The organism is uncultured Bradyrhizobium sp. (assembly GCF_936928535.1).
In the GTDB taxonomy this organism is placed as follows: Bacteria; Pseudomonadota; Alphaproteobacteria; order Rhizobiales; family Xanthobacteraceae; genus Bradyrhizobium.
Window position 1 is genome coordinate 1 of record NZ_CAKZHY010000144.1, and the last position, 19,566, is coordinate 19,566.

General features: G+C 63.6%; 22 protein-coding genes. 11 read left to right on the forward strand and 11 right to left on the reverse strand.

Going from position 1 to position 19,566, the window contains the following annotated elements:
- Positions 1-311, reverse strand: a 311-nt coding sequence (locus Q0687_RS28165) for a flagellar biosynthetic protein FliO (RefSeq protein WP_298884411.1), incomplete at its 3' end; no start/stop codon positions are given.
- A gap of 348 nt (positions 312-659) precedes the next feature.
- Between Q0687_RS28165 and flgB the strand changes: the two genes are divergently transcribed.
- The 9 genes from flgB to atzF all read left to right on the forward strand — a co-directional run bounded on the left by flgB (position 660) and on the right by atzF (position 9,832).
- The gene (flgB, locus tag Q0687_RS28170) at positions 660-1,064 is read left to right on the forward strand and encodes a flagellar basal body rod protein FlgB (RefSeq protein WP_237865615.1); all 405 of its coding nucleotides are present in this window, start codon (positions 660-662) and stop codon (positions 1,062-1,064) included.
- Between the two features lie 18 nt (positions 1,065-1,082).
- Positions 1,083-1,508: a flagellar basal body rod protein FlgC gene (gene flgC / locus Q0687_RS28175; RefSeq protein WP_298884416.1), complete on the forward strand. Its 426-nt coding sequence runs from the start codon at positions 1,083-1,085 to the stop codon at positions 1,506-1,508.
- A gap of 14 nt (positions 1,509-1,522) precedes the next feature.
- Positions 1,523-1,831 carry a flagellar hook-basal body complex protein FliE gene (gene fliE / locus Q0687_RS28180; protein WP_298884418.1) on the forward strand — a complete coding sequence of 103 codons (309 nt, stop codon included), beginning with the start codon at positions 1,523-1,525 and terminating at the stop codon, positions 1,829-1,831.
- Positions 1,832-1,992: 161 nt separating this feature from the next.
- A complete protein-coding gene (fliQ, locus tag Q0687_RS28185) occupies positions 1,993-2,256 on the forward strand; it encodes a flagellar biosynthesis protein FliQ (protein WP_027534765.1) in 264 nt (87 codons plus the stop codon).
- A gap of 17 nt (positions 2,257-2,273) precedes the next feature.
- Positions 2,274-3,044, forward strand: a complete 771-nt coding sequence (gene fliR / locus Q0687_RS28190) for a flagellar biosynthetic protein FliR (protein ID WP_298884426.1) — start codon at positions 2,274-2,276, stop codon at positions 3,042-3,044.
- A 176-nt stretch (positions 3,045-3,220) separates the two neighbouring features.
- Positions 3,221-4,300: a flagellar biosynthesis protein FlhB gene (gene flhB / locus Q0687_RS28195; protein ID WP_298884429.1), complete on the forward strand. Its 1,080-nt coding sequence runs from the start codon at positions 3,221-3,223 to the stop codon at positions 4,298-4,300.
- 154 nt (positions 4,301-4,454) lie between these two features.
- Positions 4,455-7,040, forward strand: coding sequence for a cell cycle histidine kinase CckA (gene cckA, locus Q0687_RS28200; RefSeq protein WP_298884432.1), 2,586 nt, complete (start codon positions 4,455-4,457; stop codon positions 7,038-7,040).
- A 261-nt stretch (positions 7,041-7,301) separates the two neighbouring features.
- On the forward strand, positions 7,302-8,306 hold the full coding sequence (locus tag Q0687_RS28205) for a Tim44 domain-containing protein (RefSeq protein ID WP_298884434.1): 1,005 nt from the start codon (positions 7,302-7,304) through the stop codon (positions 8,304-8,306).
- Between the two features lie 170 nt (positions 8,307-8,476).
- The gene (gene atzF / locus Q0687_RS28210) at positions 8,477-9,832 is read left to right on the forward strand and encodes an allophanate hydrolase (protein ID WP_298884436.1); all 1,356 of its coding nucleotides are present in this window, start codon (positions 8,477-8,479) and stop codon (positions 9,830-9,832) included.
- Positions 9,833-9,871: 39 nt separating this feature from the next.
- On the opposite strand, the gene Q0687_RS28215 is transcribed toward atzF, so the two are convergent.
- The 4 genes from Q0687_RS28215 to Q0687_RS28230 all read right to left on the reverse strand — a co-directional run bounded on the left by Q0687_RS28215 (position 9,872) and on the right by Q0687_RS28230 (position 13,388).
- On the reverse strand, positions 9,872-10,597 hold the full coding sequence (locus tag Q0687_RS28215) for a Crp/Fnr family transcriptional regulator (RefSeq protein WP_298884438.1): 726 nt from the start codon (positions 10,595-10,597) through the stop codon (positions 9,872-9,874).
- 90 nt (positions 10,598-10,687) lie between these two features.
- Positions 10,688-11,527, reverse strand: a complete 840-nt coding sequence (locus tag Q0687_RS28220; protein ID WP_298884439.1) for an ABC transporter ATP-binding protein — start codon at positions 11,525-11,527, stop codon at positions 10,688-10,690.
- 20 nt (positions 11,528-11,547) lie between these two features.
- The gene (locus Q0687_RS28225) at positions 11,548-12,396 is read right to left on the reverse strand and encodes an ABC transporter permease (RefSeq protein WP_298884441.1); all 849 of its coding nucleotides are present in this window, start codon (positions 12,394-12,396) and stop codon (positions 11,548-11,550) included.
- Entirely contained in the window at positions 12,387-13,388 is a 1,002-nt protein-coding gene (locus Q0687_RS28230) for an NrtA/SsuA/CpmA family ABC transporter substrate-binding protein (RefSeq protein ID WP_298884443.1), read from the reverse strand. The genes Q0687_RS28225 and Q0687_RS28230 overlap by 10 nt, the downstream gene beginning before the upstream one ends.
- Positions 13,389-13,675: 287 nt before the next feature.
- On the opposite strand from Q0687_RS28230, the gene Q0687_RS28235 reads away from it, so the two are divergent.
- A complete protein-coding gene (locus tag Q0687_RS28235; RefSeq protein WP_298884447.1) occupies positions 13,676-14,383 on the forward strand; it encodes a glutathione S-transferase in 708 nt (235 codons plus the stop codon).
- A 1-nt stretch (position 14,384) separates the two neighbouring features.
- On the opposite strand, the gene Q0687_RS28240 is transcribed toward Q0687_RS28235, so the two are convergent.
- The 3 genes from Q0687_RS28240 to Q0687_RS28250 all read right to left on the reverse strand — a co-directional run bounded on the left by Q0687_RS28240 (position 14,385) and on the right by Q0687_RS28250 (position 15,951).
- Positions 14,385-15,059 carry an isoprenylcysteine carboxylmethyltransferase family protein gene (locus tag Q0687_RS28240; RefSeq protein WP_298884450.1) on the reverse strand — a complete coding sequence of 225 codons (675 nt, stop codon included), beginning with the start codon at positions 15,057-15,059 and terminating at the stop codon, positions 14,385-14,387.
- A 117-nt stretch (positions 15,060-15,176) separates the two neighbouring features.
- Positions 15,177-15,350, reverse strand: coding sequence for a hypothetical protein (locus Q0687_RS28245; protein WP_237865641.1), 174 nt, complete (start codon positions 15,348-15,350; stop codon positions 15,177-15,179).
- Between the two features lie 121 nt (positions 15,351-15,471).
- On the reverse strand, positions 15,472-15,951 hold the full coding sequence (locus Q0687_RS28250) for a hypothetical protein (protein ID WP_298884453.1): 480 nt from the start codon (positions 15,949-15,951) through the stop codon (positions 15,472-15,474).
- A 247-nt stretch (positions 15,952-16,198) separates the two neighbouring features.
- Here Q0687_RS28250 and Q0687_RS28255 point away from each other — a divergent pair, with 247 nt between their 5' ends.
- Complete coding sequence (locus Q0687_RS28255; protein ID WP_298884456.1) at positions 16,199-17,854, forward strand: fumarate hydratase; 1,656 nt, start codon at positions 16,199-16,201, stop codon at positions 17,852-17,854.
- Positions 17,855-17,994: 140 nt separating this feature from the next.
- Here the strand turns inward: Q0687_RS28255 and Q0687_RS28260 are convergent, their stop codons facing one another.
- The 3 genes from Q0687_RS28260 to Q0687_RS28270 all read right to left on the reverse strand — a co-directional run bounded on the left by Q0687_RS28260 (position 17,995) and on the right by Q0687_RS28270 (position 19,539).
- Positions 17,995-18,291: a hypothetical protein gene (locus tag Q0687_RS28260; protein WP_298884458.1), complete on the reverse strand. Its 297-nt coding sequence runs from the start codon at positions 18,289-18,291 to the stop codon at positions 17,995-17,997.
- Between the two features lie 107 nt (positions 18,292-18,398).
- On the reverse strand, positions 18,399-18,953 hold the full coding sequence (locus Q0687_RS28265; protein WP_298884461.1) for a septation protein IspZ: 555 nt from the start codon (positions 18,951-18,953) through the stop codon (positions 18,399-18,401).
- Positions 18,954-18,966: 13 nt separating this feature from the next.
- Entirely contained in the window at positions 18,967-19,539 is a 573-nt protein-coding gene (locus tag Q0687_RS28270) for a hypothetical protein (protein WP_298884464.1), read from the reverse strand.
- Positions 19,540-19,566 lie beyond the last annotated feature (27 nt).

The following is a 19,566-nucleotide window of genomic DNA, read 5'->3' on the forward strand; positions in this document are numbered from 1 at the left end:
TCGGCGGCGCTGGGACGCTGCGGAATCTGGTCGCGGCCAGCGGCGGCGCGCACGATATTCGGTTCGACGACGATGTCGGTCGGGCCGCCGATCATCAGGAGATGTTCGACATTGTCACGGCGGACCAGTACCAGGCGACGGCGGCCATCGACCGCGGCCGCGTCGATCACGGCGAGTCGGGGCATCCTGCCGCGCTGGGTGTTGGCACCGAGCCGGGTGGTCGCGAATCGGCGGACCAGCCACGCCGCGACGCCGATCAACGCCAGAACGACGATGAACGCGACGATGAAGGTGATAGGGCTACCGTTCATACCTGTCCCCGGTAAATGGCGCTTCTGTCGTGCCTATGATCGATGCCGACCACAGGCGTGCGATGCCCCAAAACTGCGATGTCTTAACGTCCCGCGGCAAGTTTTGCCGTCCCCAACTCTTAATAACCTATGAATCGCCCGATCCAAAACGACTTCTTGGCCTGTGCATGCGCCGCCAAGCGGTTGGGTTAATACGGCTTTTGGAATGCGGCGAATCACGGGGGAGGATTGCATGTCTCAATCGGAAACACGCATTCGCCGCGTCTTAACCACCTGTTAACCATACACGCGGCAAATTCTGCCTAGCTTCGGACCCAAGGTCCGGACGAGGCGGAAGGAGCCGCAACGATGTCCATCAACGATCTTCCGGTGCTGTCGGCGCTTCGCACCAAGATGCAGTGGCACCAGGAACGCCAGCGCGTCCTGTCCGAGAACGTCTCCAATTCCGACACCCCCAATTTCCGGCCACGCGACCTGGTCGAGCCGAAGTTCGACAAGACCGGAGCCACCACTGGCTCGATGGGGACCTTGGCCATGACCGTCACCAGCGCCTCCCACATGACGCCATCGGGCGCGGCCTCCAGCTTCGACCAGAACAAGAATGCGGGTTTCGAGACCCGCCCCGCGGGCAATGCCGTCAATCTGGAAGAGGAGATGATGAAGTCCGCCAACAACCAGATGGATTACGCGGCCGTGACCTCGCTCTACTCGAAGAGCCTGCATCTTCTGAAGACCGCGATCGGTAAAGGCTAGAGCTAACGGAGCCGAATGATGGCGAATGACAGCAGCGACTTTGCCCGCTCAATGGCGATCGCGACCTCGGGCCTGCGGGCCCAGGCCGGGCGTATGCGGGTAATCTCCGAGAACATCGCGAATGCGGACTCGACCTCGGCGACTGCAGGGGGCGATCCCTATCGGCGCAAGGTGCCGACATTCTCCTCCGCGCTCGACCGCACGCTCGACGCGCAGGTCGTCACGCTCGGCAGGGTAAAGCCCGATCAGTCCGACTTTCGCGTCAAATACGAGCCGAGCAATCCGGCGGCGGACGCCAGCGGCAACGTCAAATATCCCAACGTGAATTCGGTGGTCGAGATGACCGACATGCGCGATGCGCAGCGGTCCTACGAGGCCAACGTCAACATCATCAGTGCAACGCGCCGGATGATCCAGCGCACGCTCGACATCCTCAAGGCCTGAACAGGAATTAAGCCATGGCAACACCGACAATCGCGGCCAATGCCTACGCAAATCTTGCGCGCGTGCTGGAAAACACCGGCGCGGGCAAGGGCAGCGAGCCGAACGGACAGTCCTTTGCGTCGCTTCTGAAAGACGCCGTCGGCAGCGTCATGGAGTCCGGCCGCAAGTCGGACGCGCAGACCGTGGCGATGGCCAACGGCAAGGCCAACGTCATGGACGTGGTGACGGCAGTCGCTGATACCGATGTCGCGGTGTCGACGCTGGTGTCCGTCCGCGACCGCGTGATCGCGGCGTATGAAGACATCATGAAGATGCCGATCTGAGTTTGTCTCCTTCGTCATTGCGAGCGAAGCGAAGCAATCCAGAATTTTTCCGCAGGCACCAGCCTGGATTGCTTCGCTTCGCTCGCAATGACGAGGGGATAGGTCTTCGCATCGCCCGGAATGGCGGTGGGGAGGCGGGAAATGAACAAAGGAATTCTAAAATGACCGGACCCGAGACCCTCGACGTCGCCCGCGATGCGATCTGGACCATCGTGATCGTGTCCTCGCCACTGATGGTGGTCGGGCTCGTGGTCGGTGTGATCGTGTCGCTGTTCCAGGCGCTGACGCAGATCCAGGAGCAGACGCTGGTCTATGTGCCGAAGATCCTCGCCATCTTTGCCACAATGCTGCTGGCGCTGCCGTTCATGGCCGACGCCCTCCATTCCCACATGCTGCGGATCTCGTCGCGAATCATCGGCGGCTGAGGCACAATGCGCGGACCATGCGCATCGACGTCTCGCTGCTGCCGGCACTTGCGGCGGCTTTCATGCTCGCCTTCGCCCGGGTCGGCGCGATGGTGATGCTGCTGCCGGGGCTCGGCGAGACCAACATCCCGACGCGGGTGAAGCTGTCGATTGCGCTTCTGCTCACGCTGATCATCCTGCCACTGCATCGCAACGCCTATCACGTCGATATGGGCTCGCTCGCGCCGATGCTGGTGCTGATGCTGCACGAGATCGTGATCGGCATCGTGCTCGGTGCCACCGCGCGCGTGACGCTCGCGGCCCTGCAGGTCGCAGGCGCCGTCATCGCGCAGCAGATGGGACTCGGCTTCGTCACCTCGGTCGATCCGACCCAGGGGCAGCAAGGCGTCCTCGTCGGCAACTTCCTGACCATGCTGGGCGTGACGCTGCTGTTCGCCACCGACAGCCATCACCTGGTGATCGCTGCGCTGAACGACAGCTATGCGATCTTTGCCCCGGGCGAGACCGTCTCGAGCGGCGACGTTGCCGCGCTGGCGACGCGCGCCTTCTCCGCCGCATTCCTGCTCGGCCTGCAGCTGTCGGGGCCGTTCCTGGTGTTCGGCCTCGTCTTCAACATCGGCCTCGGAGTGCTGGCGCGCCTGATGCCGCAGATGCAGGTCTATTTCGTCGGCGTGCCGCTGTCGATCTTCGCGGGCTTCATGGTGCTGGCCGTGGTGCTCACGGCGATGATGGGCACCTATCTCGACTACTTCATCGGCGTCATGCACCAGATGTTGCCGCTCAGATAAGAGGGAGGCTAGTGCCGCCGATTTGAAGTTCCTGCAGCGCGAGCCGCGAGTCCAGCCAGGAACTTCAAATCGATCAGCGGCACTAGCAAAATTTAGAGTCTTGTAGCGCCCTTGTGCTTTCCGAAGTTCGTGCACAGGGGCCGCGAAGGTGACGAACTTCGGAAAGCGGGCGCTACGTGGCGGAAGACAACGATCCAGAGAGTCAAACAGAAGATCCGACACAAAAGCGCCTCGACCAGGCGCTCGAACGCGGCGACGTCGCCAAGAGCCAGGAGATCAACACCTGGTTCATGATCGCGGGTGGCACGCTGGTGGTCTCGACCTTCTCCGGCTCCGTGGGCAGCGGACTGCTGACGCCGATGCGCAATCTGCTCGCCAATTCCTGGATGATCAAAACCGATCCCGGCAATCTGCTCGTGCTGATGCGGCAGATCGAAGCGGCGGTGCTGGCTGCGGTCGGCGTGCCGCTCTTGATGCTGGTGATCGCGGCCATTGCGGGCAACATGCTCCAGCACCGGCTGGTGTGGTCGACCGAATCGCTCACCCCCAAATTCAGCAAGCTCTCACCGGCCGCCGGCTTCAAGCGCATCTTCGGCAAGCAGGCAGGGGTGAATTTCCTCAAGGGCATCGGCAAGCTCGTCGTGCTCGGTGTGGTCATGACCACGATCCTGTGGCCGGAGCGGCACCGCATGGAGGGGATGGTCAAGCTCGATCCGATGGCCATGTTGGGCGCTTCTACCGGCATGACCGTCCATCTGCTCGGCGCCGTGGTCGCAGCCCTCGCGATCATCGCCATCGGGGATTATTTCTTCCAGTATCGCAGCTGGTTCCAGCGGCAGAAGATGTCGCTGCAGGAGATCAAGGAAGAGTTCAAGCAGTCGGAAGGCGACCCACATATCAAGGGAAAGCTCCGGCAGTTGCGGCAGCAGCGCTCCAAGAAGCGCATGATGGCGGCGGTTCCCAAGGCGTCGGTGATCATCACCAACCCGACCCACTATTCGGTGGCGCTGTCCTACGAACGCGGCATGTCGGCGCCGATCTGCGTCGCCAAGGGTGTCGACAACCTGGCTTTCAAGATCCGGGAGATCGCGCGCGAGCACGACATCCCGATCGTCGAGAACGTGCCGCTGGCCCGCGCGCTCTACGCGTCCGCCGAAATCGACAAGGAAATCCCGGTCGAGCACTACCATGCGGTCGCCGAAGTCATCGGCTACGTCATCCGGCTGAAGCGCGGTTTCAGTGCTGCGCGGCAATAAAACCCCCGAAAAGTACCGGAAATGGCCGTAAACTGGGAATCAGCGTACCTTTCGCCCCTGTCGCCCTTGCGTCTGCGGGTCCGATTCAGGCAGGGAGGACCCCACGTGCCTCATGGCGCGTTGATTCTCTGCCGACAGGCCAAACCTGCGTGAAATGACAGCCGAGACCGACCACGACCTGTCACGCGAGCCCGTTGCGGCGCATGAGCCGTCGCCGCGCTCGGGCAGCATTGCGCTGGTGCTGCTGGTGGCCACCGGCCTTGTCGCGGTCGCCATCGGGCTGATGACGCTCGGCCGCGCGCAGGCGCAGCCCTATATCCTCGGCATCCTCGCCGTGCTGGCGATGATCGGCCTGTTCAATCTGTTCGCATTCGCCGCCGGCATCATCCGCTTCGTCGATCGCAATCTCGATGATCCCGTTATGGGCCGCATCGCCGATCACGCCTTCGACGGTCTCGCGGTGACCGATTCGCGTGGCCATGTGGTCTATTCCAATGCGGCCTATCTGACCCTGACCGGCGCCGCCGGCCCGCAGGACGTGCGCCCCGTGGAACGCGTCTTCATCGGCAACCCGGACGTTTCGGAAGCCGTGTTCCGCCTGCTGAAAGCCGCGCGCGAGGGCAAGCGGCAGCAGGAAGAGGTGCGCATTTCCGGCAAGGACGGCAGCCACGGGCGATGGCTGCGCATGCGCGTTCGTCCGCTCGGCACCGGCAAGCGCGAGGCCAAATATGCGGTGTGGTCGATTGCCGACATCACCCGCGACCGCGAGCGCCAGGAAGACGTATTCCAGGAGCTCCAGCACGCCATCGAATATCTCGACCACGCGCCGTGCGGCTTCTTCTCGGTCAATCCCGTCGGTGAGCTCGCTTATGTCAACGCGACGCTGGCGAACTGGCTCGACTACGACCTCGCCGAGATCGGCTCGGGCGGTTTGAAGCTCGCCGACATCGTCTCGGGCGATGGCGCTTCGCTGCTCTCTTCGATCGTGGCGGTGCCGGGCGAGGTGAAGACCGAGGTCTTCGACATCGACCTGCGCATGCGCACCGGCAAGACCATGCCTGTCCGGCTCTATCACAAGCTCGCATTCGGCGCCGACGGCGCGCCGGGGCCGTCGCGCACGCTGGTCATCAGCCGCGCCCGCGACGAGCGCAGCGATCCCGATCGCGCGGCGGAAGTGCGCTTCATGCGCTTCTTCGACCACACGCCGATGGCGATCGCCACCGTCGATCGCGGCGGCAACGTGGTGCGGGCGAATGCGCGCTACGCCAAGCTCGCGCAGGGCCTCGGGCTTGACAGCGCCTCCAAGTCGATCTTCCGCGCGGTGAACGCGCGCGATCGCCATTTACTGATCGCAGCCATCAATCAAGCCGCGGAAAACCAGGCCGACATCGCGCCGGTTGAAGTCGCGCTGGAAGGCACCAAGGAGCGCTGGGGCCAGTTCTTCGTCACGCCGGTCGATGCGGCCGAGAACGATGCGGAAGCCGCCATCGTGCACATGCTCGAGACCACCGAGCGGCGCGCGCTGGAGAACCAGATCAACCAGTCGCAGAAGATGGAAACGGTCGGCCAGCTCGCCGGCGGCATCGCTCACGACTTCAACAACGTGCTGTCCGCCATCATGATGGCGAACGACTTCCTGCTGAACGCGCACAAGCCGACTGATCCGTCGTTCCAAGACATCATGCAGATCAAGCAGAACGCCACGCGTGCCGCGACGCTGGTGCGGCAGCTGCTGGCCTTCTCGCGGCGGCAGACGCTGCGGCCGCAGGTGCTCGATCTCGGCGATGCGCTTTCCGATCTCACCATGCTGCTGCGCCGGCTGATCGGCGAGAAGGTCAAGCTCGACCTGATCCACGGCCGCGACCTCTGGCCGGTCAAGGTCGACGTCTCCCAGTTCGAGCAGGTCATCGTCAATCTCGCGGTGAATGCGCGCGACGCCATGCCCGACGGTGGCAAGCTGATCATCCGCACCGCCAATGTTGCGACCGACGAGGCGGGCAAGCTCGCCTACAAGGGCATGCCGGCGGCGGATTATGTGCGGATCGAGGTCGCCGACACCGGCACCGGCATTCCCGCCGATATCAGGGACAAGATCTTCGAGCCGTTCTTCTCGACCAAGGAAGTCGGCAAGGGCACAGGCCTTGGCCTTTCGACCGTCTACGGCATCGTCAAGCAGACCGGCGGCTTCATCTACGTTGATTCCGAGCGAGGACAAGGTACCTCATTCCACATCTTCCTGCCGCGTCACCATGCCGAGCCGGAGGTGCAGGTCGAGCAGCCTGCGGCCGTGGCCGCCGCGACGAACGGCGCCGCCAAGGACGCTGTGCCCGCCGCGGTGGAGGCCAAGCCTCGCACCGATCTCACCGGGCAGGGCACCATCCTGCTGGTCGAGGACGAAGAAGGCCTGCGTGCGCTGAACGCCCGGGGCCTGCGTTCGCGCGGTTATACCGTCGTTGAGGCCGAGAACGGCGTCGAGGCGATGGAAGTGCTGGACGAGCAGAGCGGCGCGATCGATCTCGTCGTTTCCGACGTGGTGATGCCTGAAATGGACGGTCCGACGCTGCTCAAGGCGATGCGGGAGAAGAACCCCGATATCCGCTTCATCTTCGTCTCCGGCTACGCCGAAGACGCCTTCGAGAAGAGCTTGCCCGAGGGCCAGCAGTTCGACTTCCTGCCAAAGCCGTTCACGCTCAGCCAACTCGTGGCGGCGGTGAAGGAGACGATGACGAAACAGGGGTGAGTCGGGGGTGGCTGGCCTCATCCACCGGTGTCGTCCTGGCTTTCGCCAGGACGACGGTTGGGCTCAATGACAACGACAAGCGTCGTTCATCGTGAATCGAGATTTGCCGGTAACCTGCGACCGCAATTCTCGTCGGTAATCCAGCCAACCCCCCGGCAAATATGGGTTTTTGCCATATCCCCGCGACTGAGGGCCGCAGTCGCGGGTTCCGAAACCGGCTTCCATTTTGGTGAAGGCTGCCCATCTTACTGGCACGTCCCCATGCCGGGGATTTGGGAAACGAACATGAATTTCTCGCAATGGTCCCGCAGTCTCGTGAAGACGATTGCCGTCGTCCTGGCGCTCGCGCTGCCGACGGCGCTTGCGATCTCGTCTGCTGACGCCCGCGTCGGCGGCGGCTTCTCGTCGGGTTCGCGCGGTTCGCGGACCTTCTCGGCCCCGCCGTCGACCACGACTGCGCCGGGCTCGGCCTCGCAATTCAACCGCACCTACAGCCAGCCTGGCGCCGGCATGAACAATGCTGCGCCTTCGCGCGGCGGCTTTTTCAATCGCGGTGGTGGCTTCCTGGGCGGTCTTGCCGCCGGCTTCCTCGGTGCGGGCCTGCTCGGCATGCTGTTCGGTGGCGGCCTGTTTGGTGGTCTCGGCGGCCTGTCGTCGATCCTGGGCCTGATCATCCAGATCGTGCTCGTCGTGTTCGTGGTGCGGCTGGCAATGTCCTGGTGGCAGCGCCGCAATTCGCCGCAGGCGGCTTATGCCGGCGCTGATGCACCTTCGGGACCGCAGACGAACTACCGCAGCGGCCTTGGCGGTGGTCTCGGCTCGGGCCTGGGTGGCGGCTTCGGCTTCGGCGCCAACAACGCGCCGCTCGAGATCAAACCTGTCGACTACGAGGCGTTCGAGCGCTTGCTCGGCGACATCCAGTCGGCTTGGTCGAACGAGGACGTCGCAAAACTGCACACGCTCGCGACGCCGGAAATGGTCTCCTATTTCGAGCAGGACCTTGCCCAGAACCGCGCGCGTAATGCGGTCAACAAGGTGACGAACGTCAAGCTGCTGCAGGGTGATCTCGCGGAAGCCTGGCGTGAAGGCGAGACTGATTACGCGACGGTGGCGATGCGCTTCGCGCTCACCGACAAGACAGTCGACCGCAACACCGGCGCGATCGTTGCCGGCAGCGAGCAGCCAGGCGAGGTCACCGAAGTCTGGACCTTCGCCCGTCGCCAGGGCAGCCCCTGGGAATTGTCGGCGATCCAGCAGACCAACTGATCGCACGCAAAACAACAAGCGAGGGCGTCGTGCTCAGGCACGGCGCCTTTTTTCTTTGAGCCGCTCAGATCCTGATACGGCCGACCGTTTTGCGGGAAGCACTTAATTGCTTGTTGCCCGCACCGAGCTCCCGCAATTTCGCGCCACCCGGCTGAAGAAGGAGATATTCGGTGAGCCAGTCTGTCGCGCGCTGCAGAATAAGTCACGACACCACCGCGAGGGATTCGTCCCAGCCGCTTAAGGCGATCGAAGCCGCGTATGACCGGATCGAGGCCGAGCGCGACCGCAATTGCTGGATCTATGTCCGCCCGCGGGAGGAGGCGCTGGAAATCTGTCGCAAGCTCGTGGCCCGCGCACGGACCGGCGAAAATCTTCCGCTGCTCGGCGTTCCCTTTGGTGTGAAGGACAATATTGACGTCGAGGGAATGCCGACCACCGCCGCATGCCCGGCGTTCAGCTACACGCCCTGGCATTCCGCGCACAGCGTCGAACGTCTCACCGCGGCGGGCGCAATTTGCCTCGGCAAGACCAATCTCGATCAGTTCGCCACAGGCCTGTCCGGCGCGCGCTCGCCCTATGGCCCTTGCGCGTCGGTTGCCGATGCGCGCTATGTTTCGGGCGGCTCGAGTTCAGGATCTGCAGTCGCCGTGGCGGCAGGGCACGTGGCGTTCGCGCTCGGCACCGACACCGGCGGGTCCGGCCGCATACCTGCCGGCTTCAACAACATCGTCGGAATCAAGCCGACCGTTGGGCTGGTGTCGTCACGTGGGCTGGTGCCGAATTGCCCGACGATCGATTGTGTGTCGGTGTTCTGCAAGACCGTCAGCGATGGCGAGGCGATCCTCGATATCATTGAAGGCTTCGACTTCGAAGATCCCTATAGCCGCCAGCCCAGAGCGTTTTCTTTCGCCGACGGAGCGGCGGCGTCGTTCCGCTTCGGCCGCATCGCGTCAGCCGATCTCGAATGCTTCGGCATGCCGGAATGCGGCGATCTCTACGAGCGCGCCTGCGAGCGTTTCACTGACATCGGCGGAACGGCAATTGAGGTGGACTTTGCCCCGTTTCGCCAAGCCGGAGAGTTGATGTTCAGCGGACCCTGGGTGGCGGAGCGGCACTCGGCCATCGCTTCGCTCCTGGACATCGAGTCCGGCTCCCTGCTTGATGTCACCAGGACCGTTCTGGGCTCAGCCGCTGGCTATTCGGCGACCGACACGTTTGGCGCCATTCACCGGCTGCACCGGCTTCGTCGCGACGCCGAGGCGATCTTTGCTGACATCGATGCGTTGGTGGTCCCGACCGCACCGCGGCCGTTTACGCTGGAGGAGATGTTTCGCGATCCGATCACCCTGAACAATCGCCTCGGCTACTACTCGTACTTTGCCAATCTGCTCGATCTCTGCGGCGTGGCGATCCCAAACGCGACGTTGCCGAACGGAATGCCGATGGGCGTGACTCTGCTGGCGCCGGCCTGGCACGATCGCGCGCTAATCGAACTGGCGCGGCGGTTCGAGGCCGATGCAGACTAGCGGCAATCGAATTGAAGCCCGGCGTCTGAAAGGCTCAGACTATTCCATCTCCTGCCCGAGCATCGAAAGATCCAGGATCGAGATCACGGATCTGTCGTACCGGATCACGCCTTCCTCCTGGAGCCGCGCGAGTTGCACGGTGACCCATTGGCGGGTCGACCCGATGAGATTGGCAAGATCGCCGTGGGTAAAGGGCATGCCGACGATGATCTCGTTGTCGCGCCTCACGCCGTAGACGTGCGACAGGAAGATCAGCAGGCTATGCAGCCGTTCTGTCACCGAGCGCGTTCCGAGCATCTGAGCCATCGCCGAATAACATCGCGCCTTGAACGCCAGGGCATCCAGCAAGGCGACGGCGATCGCCGGCGATTCCAGCGCAAGCCGCCGCAAGGCTGGTCCGGGCATGAACGTCAGCTGGCTGCGTTCGGCTGCAACCGATGTCCACATGTGCGGGCCCGTTCCGAATATGTCGGGGCCGCCGACGAAGTTGCCGGGAAACCAATAGGCGAGGGTGACTTCGCGCCCCGACGGCGCCGCATAATAGCTGCGGATGCGTCCCTCGCTGATCAGGTAGATCCCGGCCTGTGCGTCGCCCTGAGACCAAACCAGTTGGCCGGCTTCCAGCGCTTTCTCGCGTCCGATCGCACGCAAGCGATTGAGATCGGCCCGGTTCAGGCCGTCGAGCAGGCCAGGCAACGGCCTGACGAGGTCGTCCGACTCGGCCAGCATCACACCTGCCGCTATTGCGCTGTTCGCCCTGTGCATCGCCGGCTCCGCTGTGAGACCCGGCATCGATGATTCAAGAACCATGCCAGCGCGCTGCGATCTCTCTCTCGATTTGCGAGATTGAGGCGATCAGCTCGCGTCCGACTGATTGAACGCCCGTAACCCTTCGGCGCGGATGACGTCGAGACAATCCTTCTTGAGGGACAGATAGGGTGGCTCGACCATGATGGAGCTCGACCGCGGGCGCGGCAGCTTGACCGCGACTTCGCGCAGGATGCGGCCGGGTCCCGCGCTCATGATGAGAACGCGGTCGGCCAGCACGATGGCTTCATCGATGTCATGCGTGACGAACACGATTGTCGTGTTGATCCGGTCGCGCAGCTCCAGCAGATTGTCCTGCATCACCGCCCGGGTCTGCGCGTCGAGAGCTCCGAAGGGCTCGTCCATCAGCAGCACGCGGGGCTGATTGGCGAGCGCCCGCGCGATCGCCACGCGCTGTTGCATGCCGCCAGACAGGGTGTTCGGATAGGCGTCGGCGAAACGTTTGAGGCCGATCATCGCGATCAGATCGTCGGCAACGGCGTTCGCGTCCGTCTTGGACTTCCCATGCATCCTGGGGCCGTGAGCGATGTTCCTGCGGACGGACTTCCAGGGGAAAAGATGCGGCTGCTGGAACACCATGCCGACATCGGGCCGTGGGCCGTGGACAGGCGAGCCCTCCACCAGGATGTCGCCTTCAAACGGCACTTCCAGTCCGGCGATCGTATTGAGCACCGTCGACTTGCCGCAGCCGGAGGGCCCGACGATGCAGACGAACTCGCCAGGCGCGACATCGAAGGAAACGCGATCCACCGCGATGGTCTGCCCGCGCCTGCTTTCAAACACGATGCTCAGGTTTGAGACTTGAATGGCCGGTTGCTTCCGCGCCGAATCCACGGAGGTCGGCGAGCTCGCCAGGGCCAATTTCACGATCGATCGAGATCCAGACATCAACGCCACCAGACAGTACGTTCGGCAAGAGCGGCAAACAGCCGGTCGGCGATGAACGATATCAACCCGAGCGCGGCGAGCCCGCCCATGACCTGGCCCGTTTGCATATTCTGCTGCGCGATCTCGATCCTGTAGACAATGCCGGCGAAAGTGCCTGCAAGTTCGGCCGCAACAAGCGTGTAAAAGGAGATGCTGACGGCGGTACGCAATCCGACCACGATGTAGGGCAGCGCGCCCAGCAGCACGATCTCCTGGAGCATCTGCCGCCGCGGCGTGCCGAGCATCAACGCCGCCCGGATCAGGCCGCGGTCGACCTTCTGCACCCCGATATGGGTCGACAGCCAAACCGTGAAGAATACGCCCCATACGACGAGGAACAGTTTTCCCGCTTCCGACAGGCCGAACCAGAGAATGACGATCGGCACGAAAGCAATCGGCGGGATCGGCCGCAGGATATGGAATAGTGGTGACAGCAGGCTTGAAATGACAGGGAATTGGCCGGTGAGGATGCCGAGCAGGATGCCGAGCGCGCCGCCGACGATGAACCCCGTTGTGACACGAAACAGGCTGGCCAGCAGATCGCCGAGGAATTGTCCGCTTCGTATCCACTCGAGAACGGCCGCAGCAACCACCGTCGGCGGCGGAAACAGCACCATGTTGACGGCCCCGGAGCGGGATGCCAGTTCCCAGAGGCCGACGAACAGGGGCAGCGACAGCACCCCGACCAGAATATTGAGGCGGCGAAGACGGGCTGAATCCGGCCGCCGCTTGCGACCGTCAACGCGCAGAGCGATCTCTTGTGGTGCTGACGTGCGGTCCTGCATGGCGGTGCGGGTGCCTATTTCCACGACAGGGTGACACGTTCGGGGGCGATCTTCTTCAGCGGCTCGCTGACAACGACCTTGCTGAAGTCGGGCATTGCCGCTCCCGGAGGATGGTTGCCGCTCTCGAGACGCCATGCGGAGTGGGTCTTGAGAATCTCGATCAGCCGGTCGTCGAGACGCACGCGGTAGACATAGTCTGTCCAGATGGGGGCGAGTTCGTCCCGCTTCATGCCGACGGCGTCCGCCACGACCGTGATCGCGTCATCCCGGTGGTCCGTCACCCAGGCCTCGGCGTCGATCAGCGCGGCGATGAACGCCTCGACCAGCGCGGGGTTGGCATCCAGATAGGACTTCGTGACGACGATGTTGAACGTCTCGGAGTAGGTGCCCTTCGTATCGAGCTCGGCGACCGCTTCGCCCAAGGCCTTCTTCGCGTTGGAGATGTGGGGCTCCCAGGTGTCGAACGCGTCGATGCTTCCGGATGCAAGCGCCGGCAGCATCTCCTGCGGCCGCAGGTTGACGAGGGTGACATCCTTGGGCGTCAGTCCCGCCGACTTCAGCAAGGTCGCGGTGTAAACCTCGCTACCGGTGCCAGCGGTGAATCCGATTCGCTTGCCACGAAGATCTGCCTTGGTCTTGACGCCGGCCTTGGCCGCGACAACCGTCTTGAGGTCGGAATATTCCATGCCGGCGACGAAGGCGATGGGTTGGTTTGCCATCGCCGAAGCGGTGACTGGCGCCTCCGCCGTCGTCGCGATGTCGGCACCGCCGCCGATCACGGTGTCCAGGCACTGTTTGCCGGACGTGAAGTTCGAGACCGTGATGTCCAGCCCGTGCTTTTCGAACATCCCTTTCGATTTTGCGACGATCGTAAGGCCGGAGATCGGTCCGAGATTTTGCGCCAGCCGGGCCTTGAGCAGTTCCGCGGCCGAGGCGCGGTCCGGACCGATGGCCAGGAAGCAGAGCGAGGCATAACCGACAATGGCCACGAGTGGACGGACGGTGTTCCAGTGCATGACGATCTCCCCTCGCGCCGCGCGCGGCGGCAGCCCTGATGTGATCGCGGAGACCGCCCTGAACGGTTCCGCCTCAGACTCCCGCGTCCTCCCCTGGCCGATCGCTCGAGGGTCGGCCTGCGTTGGCATGCTCGCCCGGCGCCACGATCTCGGGAAGCAATTAATCGACACGGCTTCGGGCGGGCGGTGAGATGGAGTGTTGGCAAGGCGGCTCCGTCTCGTCCTGACGGAACCTTCGAGCGCATGCTACATTGGGTTCGTCGCTCCCACGCTCACGGACCCCTCCCATGAAATACGAGCTCTACTACTGGCCCGAGATCCAGGGCCGCGGTGAATATGTGCGGCTCGCGCTGGAGGAGGCGGGTGCGGCTTACGTCGACGTCGCACGCGGCCCACGCGGCTCAGGCGCCATGATGAAGATGATGGAGGTCCACAAGGGCACGCCGCCCTTTGCGCCGCCGTTCCTGAAAGCGGGCAAGCGCGTCATCGGCCAGACCGCCAACATCCTGCTCTATCTCGGCGCGCGACACGGGCTCGCGCCGAAGACCGAAGCGGGCAAATTGTGGGTGCATCAGCTTCAATTGACGATCACCGACCTCGTGGTCGAAATCCACGACACCCATCATCCGCTCGGGCCTTCGATGTACTACGAAGACCAGAAGCCGCCGGCGAAGAAGCGCTCCGCCGATTTCTGGGAGGAGCGCGTGCCGAAATATCTCGGTTATTTCGAAGGGCTGCTCGCCGCCAATGGCGGCGCGTATGTGACCGGTCGTCGTCTCACTTACGTCGATCTTTCGCTGTTCCAGATCGTCGCCGGACTGCGCTACGCCTTTCCCAAGCGCATGACAGCGTTCGAGAAGAAGATCCCTGACCTGATTAGCCTGCACGACCGCGTCGCGTTGCGGCCGAACATCAAGGCCTATCTCGCAAGCGAGCGCCGCATTGCCTTCAACGAGCAGGGCATCTTTCGATGCTATCGCGAGCTGGACGCCTGAATCACCACACGCCCGGCAGCAGGCGATAGCGCACCCGCGCCGCATAGTCTGCATAACCTGATAGCCCCGCCATCAGCGTGCGCTCCTCGATGCGGATGCGTACCGCGAGCAGCAGGACGAAGATTGGCGCGATCGCAAGGCCCCACCACGAGCCGAGGGTCAGCGGCAGACCTACGAAGAACATGATCATGCCGCTGTACATGGGATGGCGGACATGGGCGTAGGGTCCGGTCGAGATCACATGCTGGGCGCGCTCGGCCTGCAGCTTCACCACGGGGGCGGCGAACGAGTTCTCGCGGAACACCCACATCGTGAATAGTGTGCAGGCGAGGTACAGCACGAAGCCAACGGCCTGCAATGCCAGCGGCACGTTGGAGGCAGCAGAGCGCCGGTCGAGACCGATGGCAATCAGCCAAGCCAGGATCGCCACCATGAAGGCGATGATGAAGCCCTTGTCGGCGCCCGGCTGCTCCTTCTGGATCACGGGACGGAGCCGCTCCGCCAGCAGTCCCGGATCGATCCGGTAGAGCCACCAGCCGCAGAGCGGGCCGAGCACGGCGGAGGTGACGAGGAACATCCAGGCCGGCGGCCAATGCAGCGTGCCCGCGGAGCCGAACAACAACGCGCCCATCGCGATGACGAAGATCGTGTTCTGCAGCAACAGGCGTGCGATCATGCGCGATTTCCGCGACCAGTCTCGCACGATTATGGCCCCGCTCTCAGGCAAAGTTGCGGCCGGACACGCGAAAGGCCCGGTCGACAGGACCGGGCGCTCCATCGCAGAAAAGTCCGATCAGGCGAGCTGATCGATCCGCGTGCCCTGACCCGGCGGCAGCGGCGCAGGCGGCGTCGGCTGATAGGTCGGGTCGTTGTCCTTGGTCTTGGTCTGGTCGTCCGGCTGCTTGGTCGTGTCGTAGCTCGGGACCACGATCGTGACAGGCGGCGGCGCAACGCTTGAAACGCTCATCCACAAATCCTCACAGATTGAACCTGATGAGCCTGCCCCATGAGGGACGAAAGGTCCGTCAAGCCAATCGTTAAAATGCGAGGGATCTGGCGCGGTGCGGGAGGGTTTTCGCGCTCGCGGCCTATTCGTCCTTTGGCCGCGTGATCGCGATCGCCGCTTCCGTCTTGGTCCGCGTGCATTCCATGTTGAGGCGCTTGTAGCGCATCGTGATCTTGTCACCGCGGAGCAGGCCCATGCGCTTCAGGCAGCGCGTCGCACCGGTCGTGGTGTCGTCCTTGGTCACCGTGAAGATGATCGCGGCTGCGGAGGCGACCAGATCATAGAACTGCGGCGTCGGCTTGCGATCGCCCTTGGCGTAGAGCTCGTTGGAATAGGCCTGTCCCTGGGCGCGGCAGCCGAGCGACAGCTCCTTCGCCGCGGGGTGGGTGAGGTAGATGATGTTGGCGGCCTTGAAGTTGACCTTCAGCCCGTCGATGCCGCCGGCGAGTTGCTTGGCGATGTCGTCGCACTGGTCTGCACGCGCCGGCGCGGCGAGGGTCACAAGGCCGATGATTGCGGCGGCGACAGCAATCGCGCCGCGAAAGTCCATTCTCAATGTCATGATGAAAAGCCCCTTAGGCCGCGCATTCAACCGTCGCCGCACGCGAAGCGCAAGGGGTGCAACCAGGTTCGACCGGGCACAACTCCAGCCATTGAAGGCTGGCAGCAAGAATGGTCGCCAAGGCACCAAATATGGCACCGAATCGGGATGCCGGCCGCGCCGGAACGCCTTCCCTTTGCGGCAAAAAAGCTTAGAACGCTTCTATGCTTAGAGGCCCGCAAGGGCTCCAAAACCCCGGATTCGCCCCATGAACGCTCCCACCGCCTTCCCCGACCCCGCAAAACCCGTTCCGCCCTACAAGCACACGCCGTTATTCCCGCTGGGCAAGGACGAGGCGCCCTACAAGAAGATTTCGTCCGAGGGTGTCAGGGTCGAGAAGGTCCTTGGCAAGAACATGCTGGTGGTATCGCGCGAGGCGCTGCGGGCGCTGTCGGAAGCGGCTTTCGGCGACATCAACCACTATCTGCGCCCCGGCCATCTGAAGCAGCTCCGCGCGATCCTGGAGGACGGCGAGGCCAGCCCGAACGACAAGTTCGTTGCGCTGGACTTTCTGAAGAACGCCAACATCGCCGCCGGCGGCGTGCTGCCGATGTGTCAGGACACCGGCACCGCGATCATCATGGGCAAGAAGGGCTGCAACGTCATCACCGATGGCGAGGACGAGGCGGCGCTGTCGGAAGGTGCGCGAGACGCTTACCTGCGCCGCAATCTACGCTACTCGCAGGTCGCGCCGCTGTCGATGTACGAGGAGAAGAACACCGCCAACAACATGCCGGCGCAGTGCGAGATCTATGCCGAGGGCGACGACGCCTACAAGTTCATGTTCATGGCCAAAGGTGGCGGCTCCGCCAACAAGAGTTTTCTGTTCCAGGCGACGCCTTCCGTCCTGACCAAGGACCGGCTGCTCGCCTTCCTGAAGGAAAAGATCCTCACGCTCGGCACCGCGGCGTGCCCGCCCTATCACCTTGCGATCGTGATCGGCGGCACCTCGGCCGAGCTCTGCATGAAGACGGTGAAGCTGGCCTCGGCGCGCTATCTCGATGCGCTGCCGACCCACGGCTCGCCCGACGGCAACGCCTTCCGCGACGTCGAGATGGAGAAGGAAATCCACAAGATGACGCAAAGCCTGGGAGTGGGCGCGCAGTTCGGCGGCAAGTATTTCTGCCACGACGTCCGCGTGATCCGCATGCCGCGTCATGGCGCATCGCTCCCCATCGGGCTCGGCGTGTCCTGCTCGGCCGACCGCCAGGTGCTCGGCAAGATCACCAAGGACGGCGTCTATCTGGAAGAGCTCGAGCACAACCCGGCGCAATATCTGCCGCAGGTCGAGCAGTCGCTCGGCGGCGAGGTCGTCAAGATCGACCTCAACCAGCCGATGAAGGACATCCTGGCGACGTTCTCGAAATATCCGACCAAGACGCGCGTTTCGATGACCGGCACCATGATCGTCGCGCGCGACAGCGCGCACGCCAAGCTGCGCGAGCGGCTGGAGAAGGGCGAGCCGTTGCCCGACTACTTCAAGAACCACCCGGTCTACTACGCCGGTCCCGCCAAGACGCCCGAGGGCTATGCCTCCGGCGCGTTCGGTCCGACCACTGCTGGCCGCATGGATTCTTTCGTCGATCAGTTCCAGGCCGCCGGCGGCTCGATGGTGATGGTCGCCAAGGGCAACCGTGCCCCGGCCGTGCGCGAGGCCTGCAAGAAATATGGCGGCTTCTATCTCGGCTCGATCGGCGGCGCGGCGGCGAACCTCGCCGAGCACTGCATCAAGAAGGTCGAGGTGCTCGAATATCCCGAGCTCGGCATGGAAGCGATCTGGCGCATCGAAGTCGTCGACTTCCCGGCGTTCATCATCATCGACGACAAGGGCAACGACTTCTTCAAGGAGTTGAATCTGGGCTGAGGTCCGCTCCGACGCCGGTCATTCCGGGGCGCGCCGCTTGGCGCGAACCCGGAATCCATCGGGCCCCAGTCTCTGCGGAGAAATGGATTCCGGGTCTGCGTGCTTTGCACGCATCCCGGAATGACGCTGAGGCGGAGCGCTTAAGCCCGCGCGCCGGTGAACGGGAAGCTGCCCATCGGCCCGATACCCATCTCGCCGTTGATGTTGTTGCCGGACACCGTGCCGGTGAATTCGAGCGTCAGCGGCATCGGATTGGTGATCGAGACCTTCCAGGACACGCTGTTGCCGTTGACGGTGCCGTCAAAAATCTCGGCGGTATTGCCGTCCGCACCCTGCGTGCCCGTGAGCGTGCCGCCCGTTTCCTTCAGGCTCAGCGTCGCCTGGCGCTCGCCCATCGGCGTCGTCATGGTCAGATTCCAGTTGCCGTCCACGGCCATTCGCGTCTCCCGAACATGTCCCGGCGGGCTGCGACGATCCGCAGCCAGTCCAAGCCTGAGCCTATAGCGCAACTCGGTGCGCGCGCCTAACCCGACGTGAGCGGCAATCAAGCGCGGGCGGCGGCGCGGCGGCGGCTGGTGACGACGAGCCGAAACACCACGTACTGCACGGCGAAGGCCAAAACCTTGGCGCCGCCTGCGATCACCGAAATATAGAATGCCCACAGTTTCAGATCGCCGGTCGAGGCGATGATGATCGTGCCGGCGCCGAGGGCGAACATCAGCGCGGCCCAGGCATAGCCCGCAGCGGTGACATATTCAGGTGCCGTCTCGGCCACGATCGGCGGCATGTAACGCAGCATCCAGCCGCGCTTGAGCATGATCGCGCCGATCGCGAAATGCGCGACCGCAGGCTTGGCCAGCATGAACCGGGGATCGTTGGTGAGCAGCGTCACCGTCCCGAGCACGATGACGAGCGCGAGGCTGGCATAGGTCATGTAGCCGAGCGCGCGCCCCTTGACGCGGGCATAGATCACCTGCGCGACCGCACCTGCTATCGCCACCGATGTCGCGAGGATGACGTTGTCGGTGATCAGGTAGATCACCAGGAAGATGACGGCCGACAGGAAGTCGGAGGCGAGGCGGGCGAATACGTCCTTCATTGTCGGTCCTGTCTCACGGCGCTTCCGGCAGCCCGCCGGCGGGCGCACCATACTTGATCTGGCGATATTCGGGATACCATTTGGTGAAGTAGATCGCGCTGTTGCGGGCGGCGAAGGCGACCGCGAGGCCCGACCAGACCGGCAGGCCGGGGAAGTAGAGCAGCACGATGTTGGCAGCCATCATCAGCAGGGCGGCGACGGTCCATGCAGCGGTGATGATGTAGTTGGCGGTGAGGAAGCCGGGCATTGCCGCGGTCTCGGCCGGAACGGATTCGATCGCGTATTGCAGCGTGAAGGGCCGGCGCGCCAGCATCGAGCCGAGCGAGATGACGAAGATTCCGATATCGACCGAGAGCTTGACGCCGAGCACACTGAGCGCGGGGTGCAGCACGAGGAAGAGGCCGATGCCTGCGAACAGGATCGCCGAGCCAGCGGCCAGGATCTTCACCGAGCGGCCGCGCACGAGGTCGATCGCGATCGTGGCGAGACAGATCGCGGAGCCCGCGAACACGGCTGTCGTCGCCGAGGTCATGAACATCAGGGCGGTGTAGACGCCGTAGGGGGCAAGGATCAGGAAGATCGTCATGGCGCACCAATCTTTACGATGTCAAGA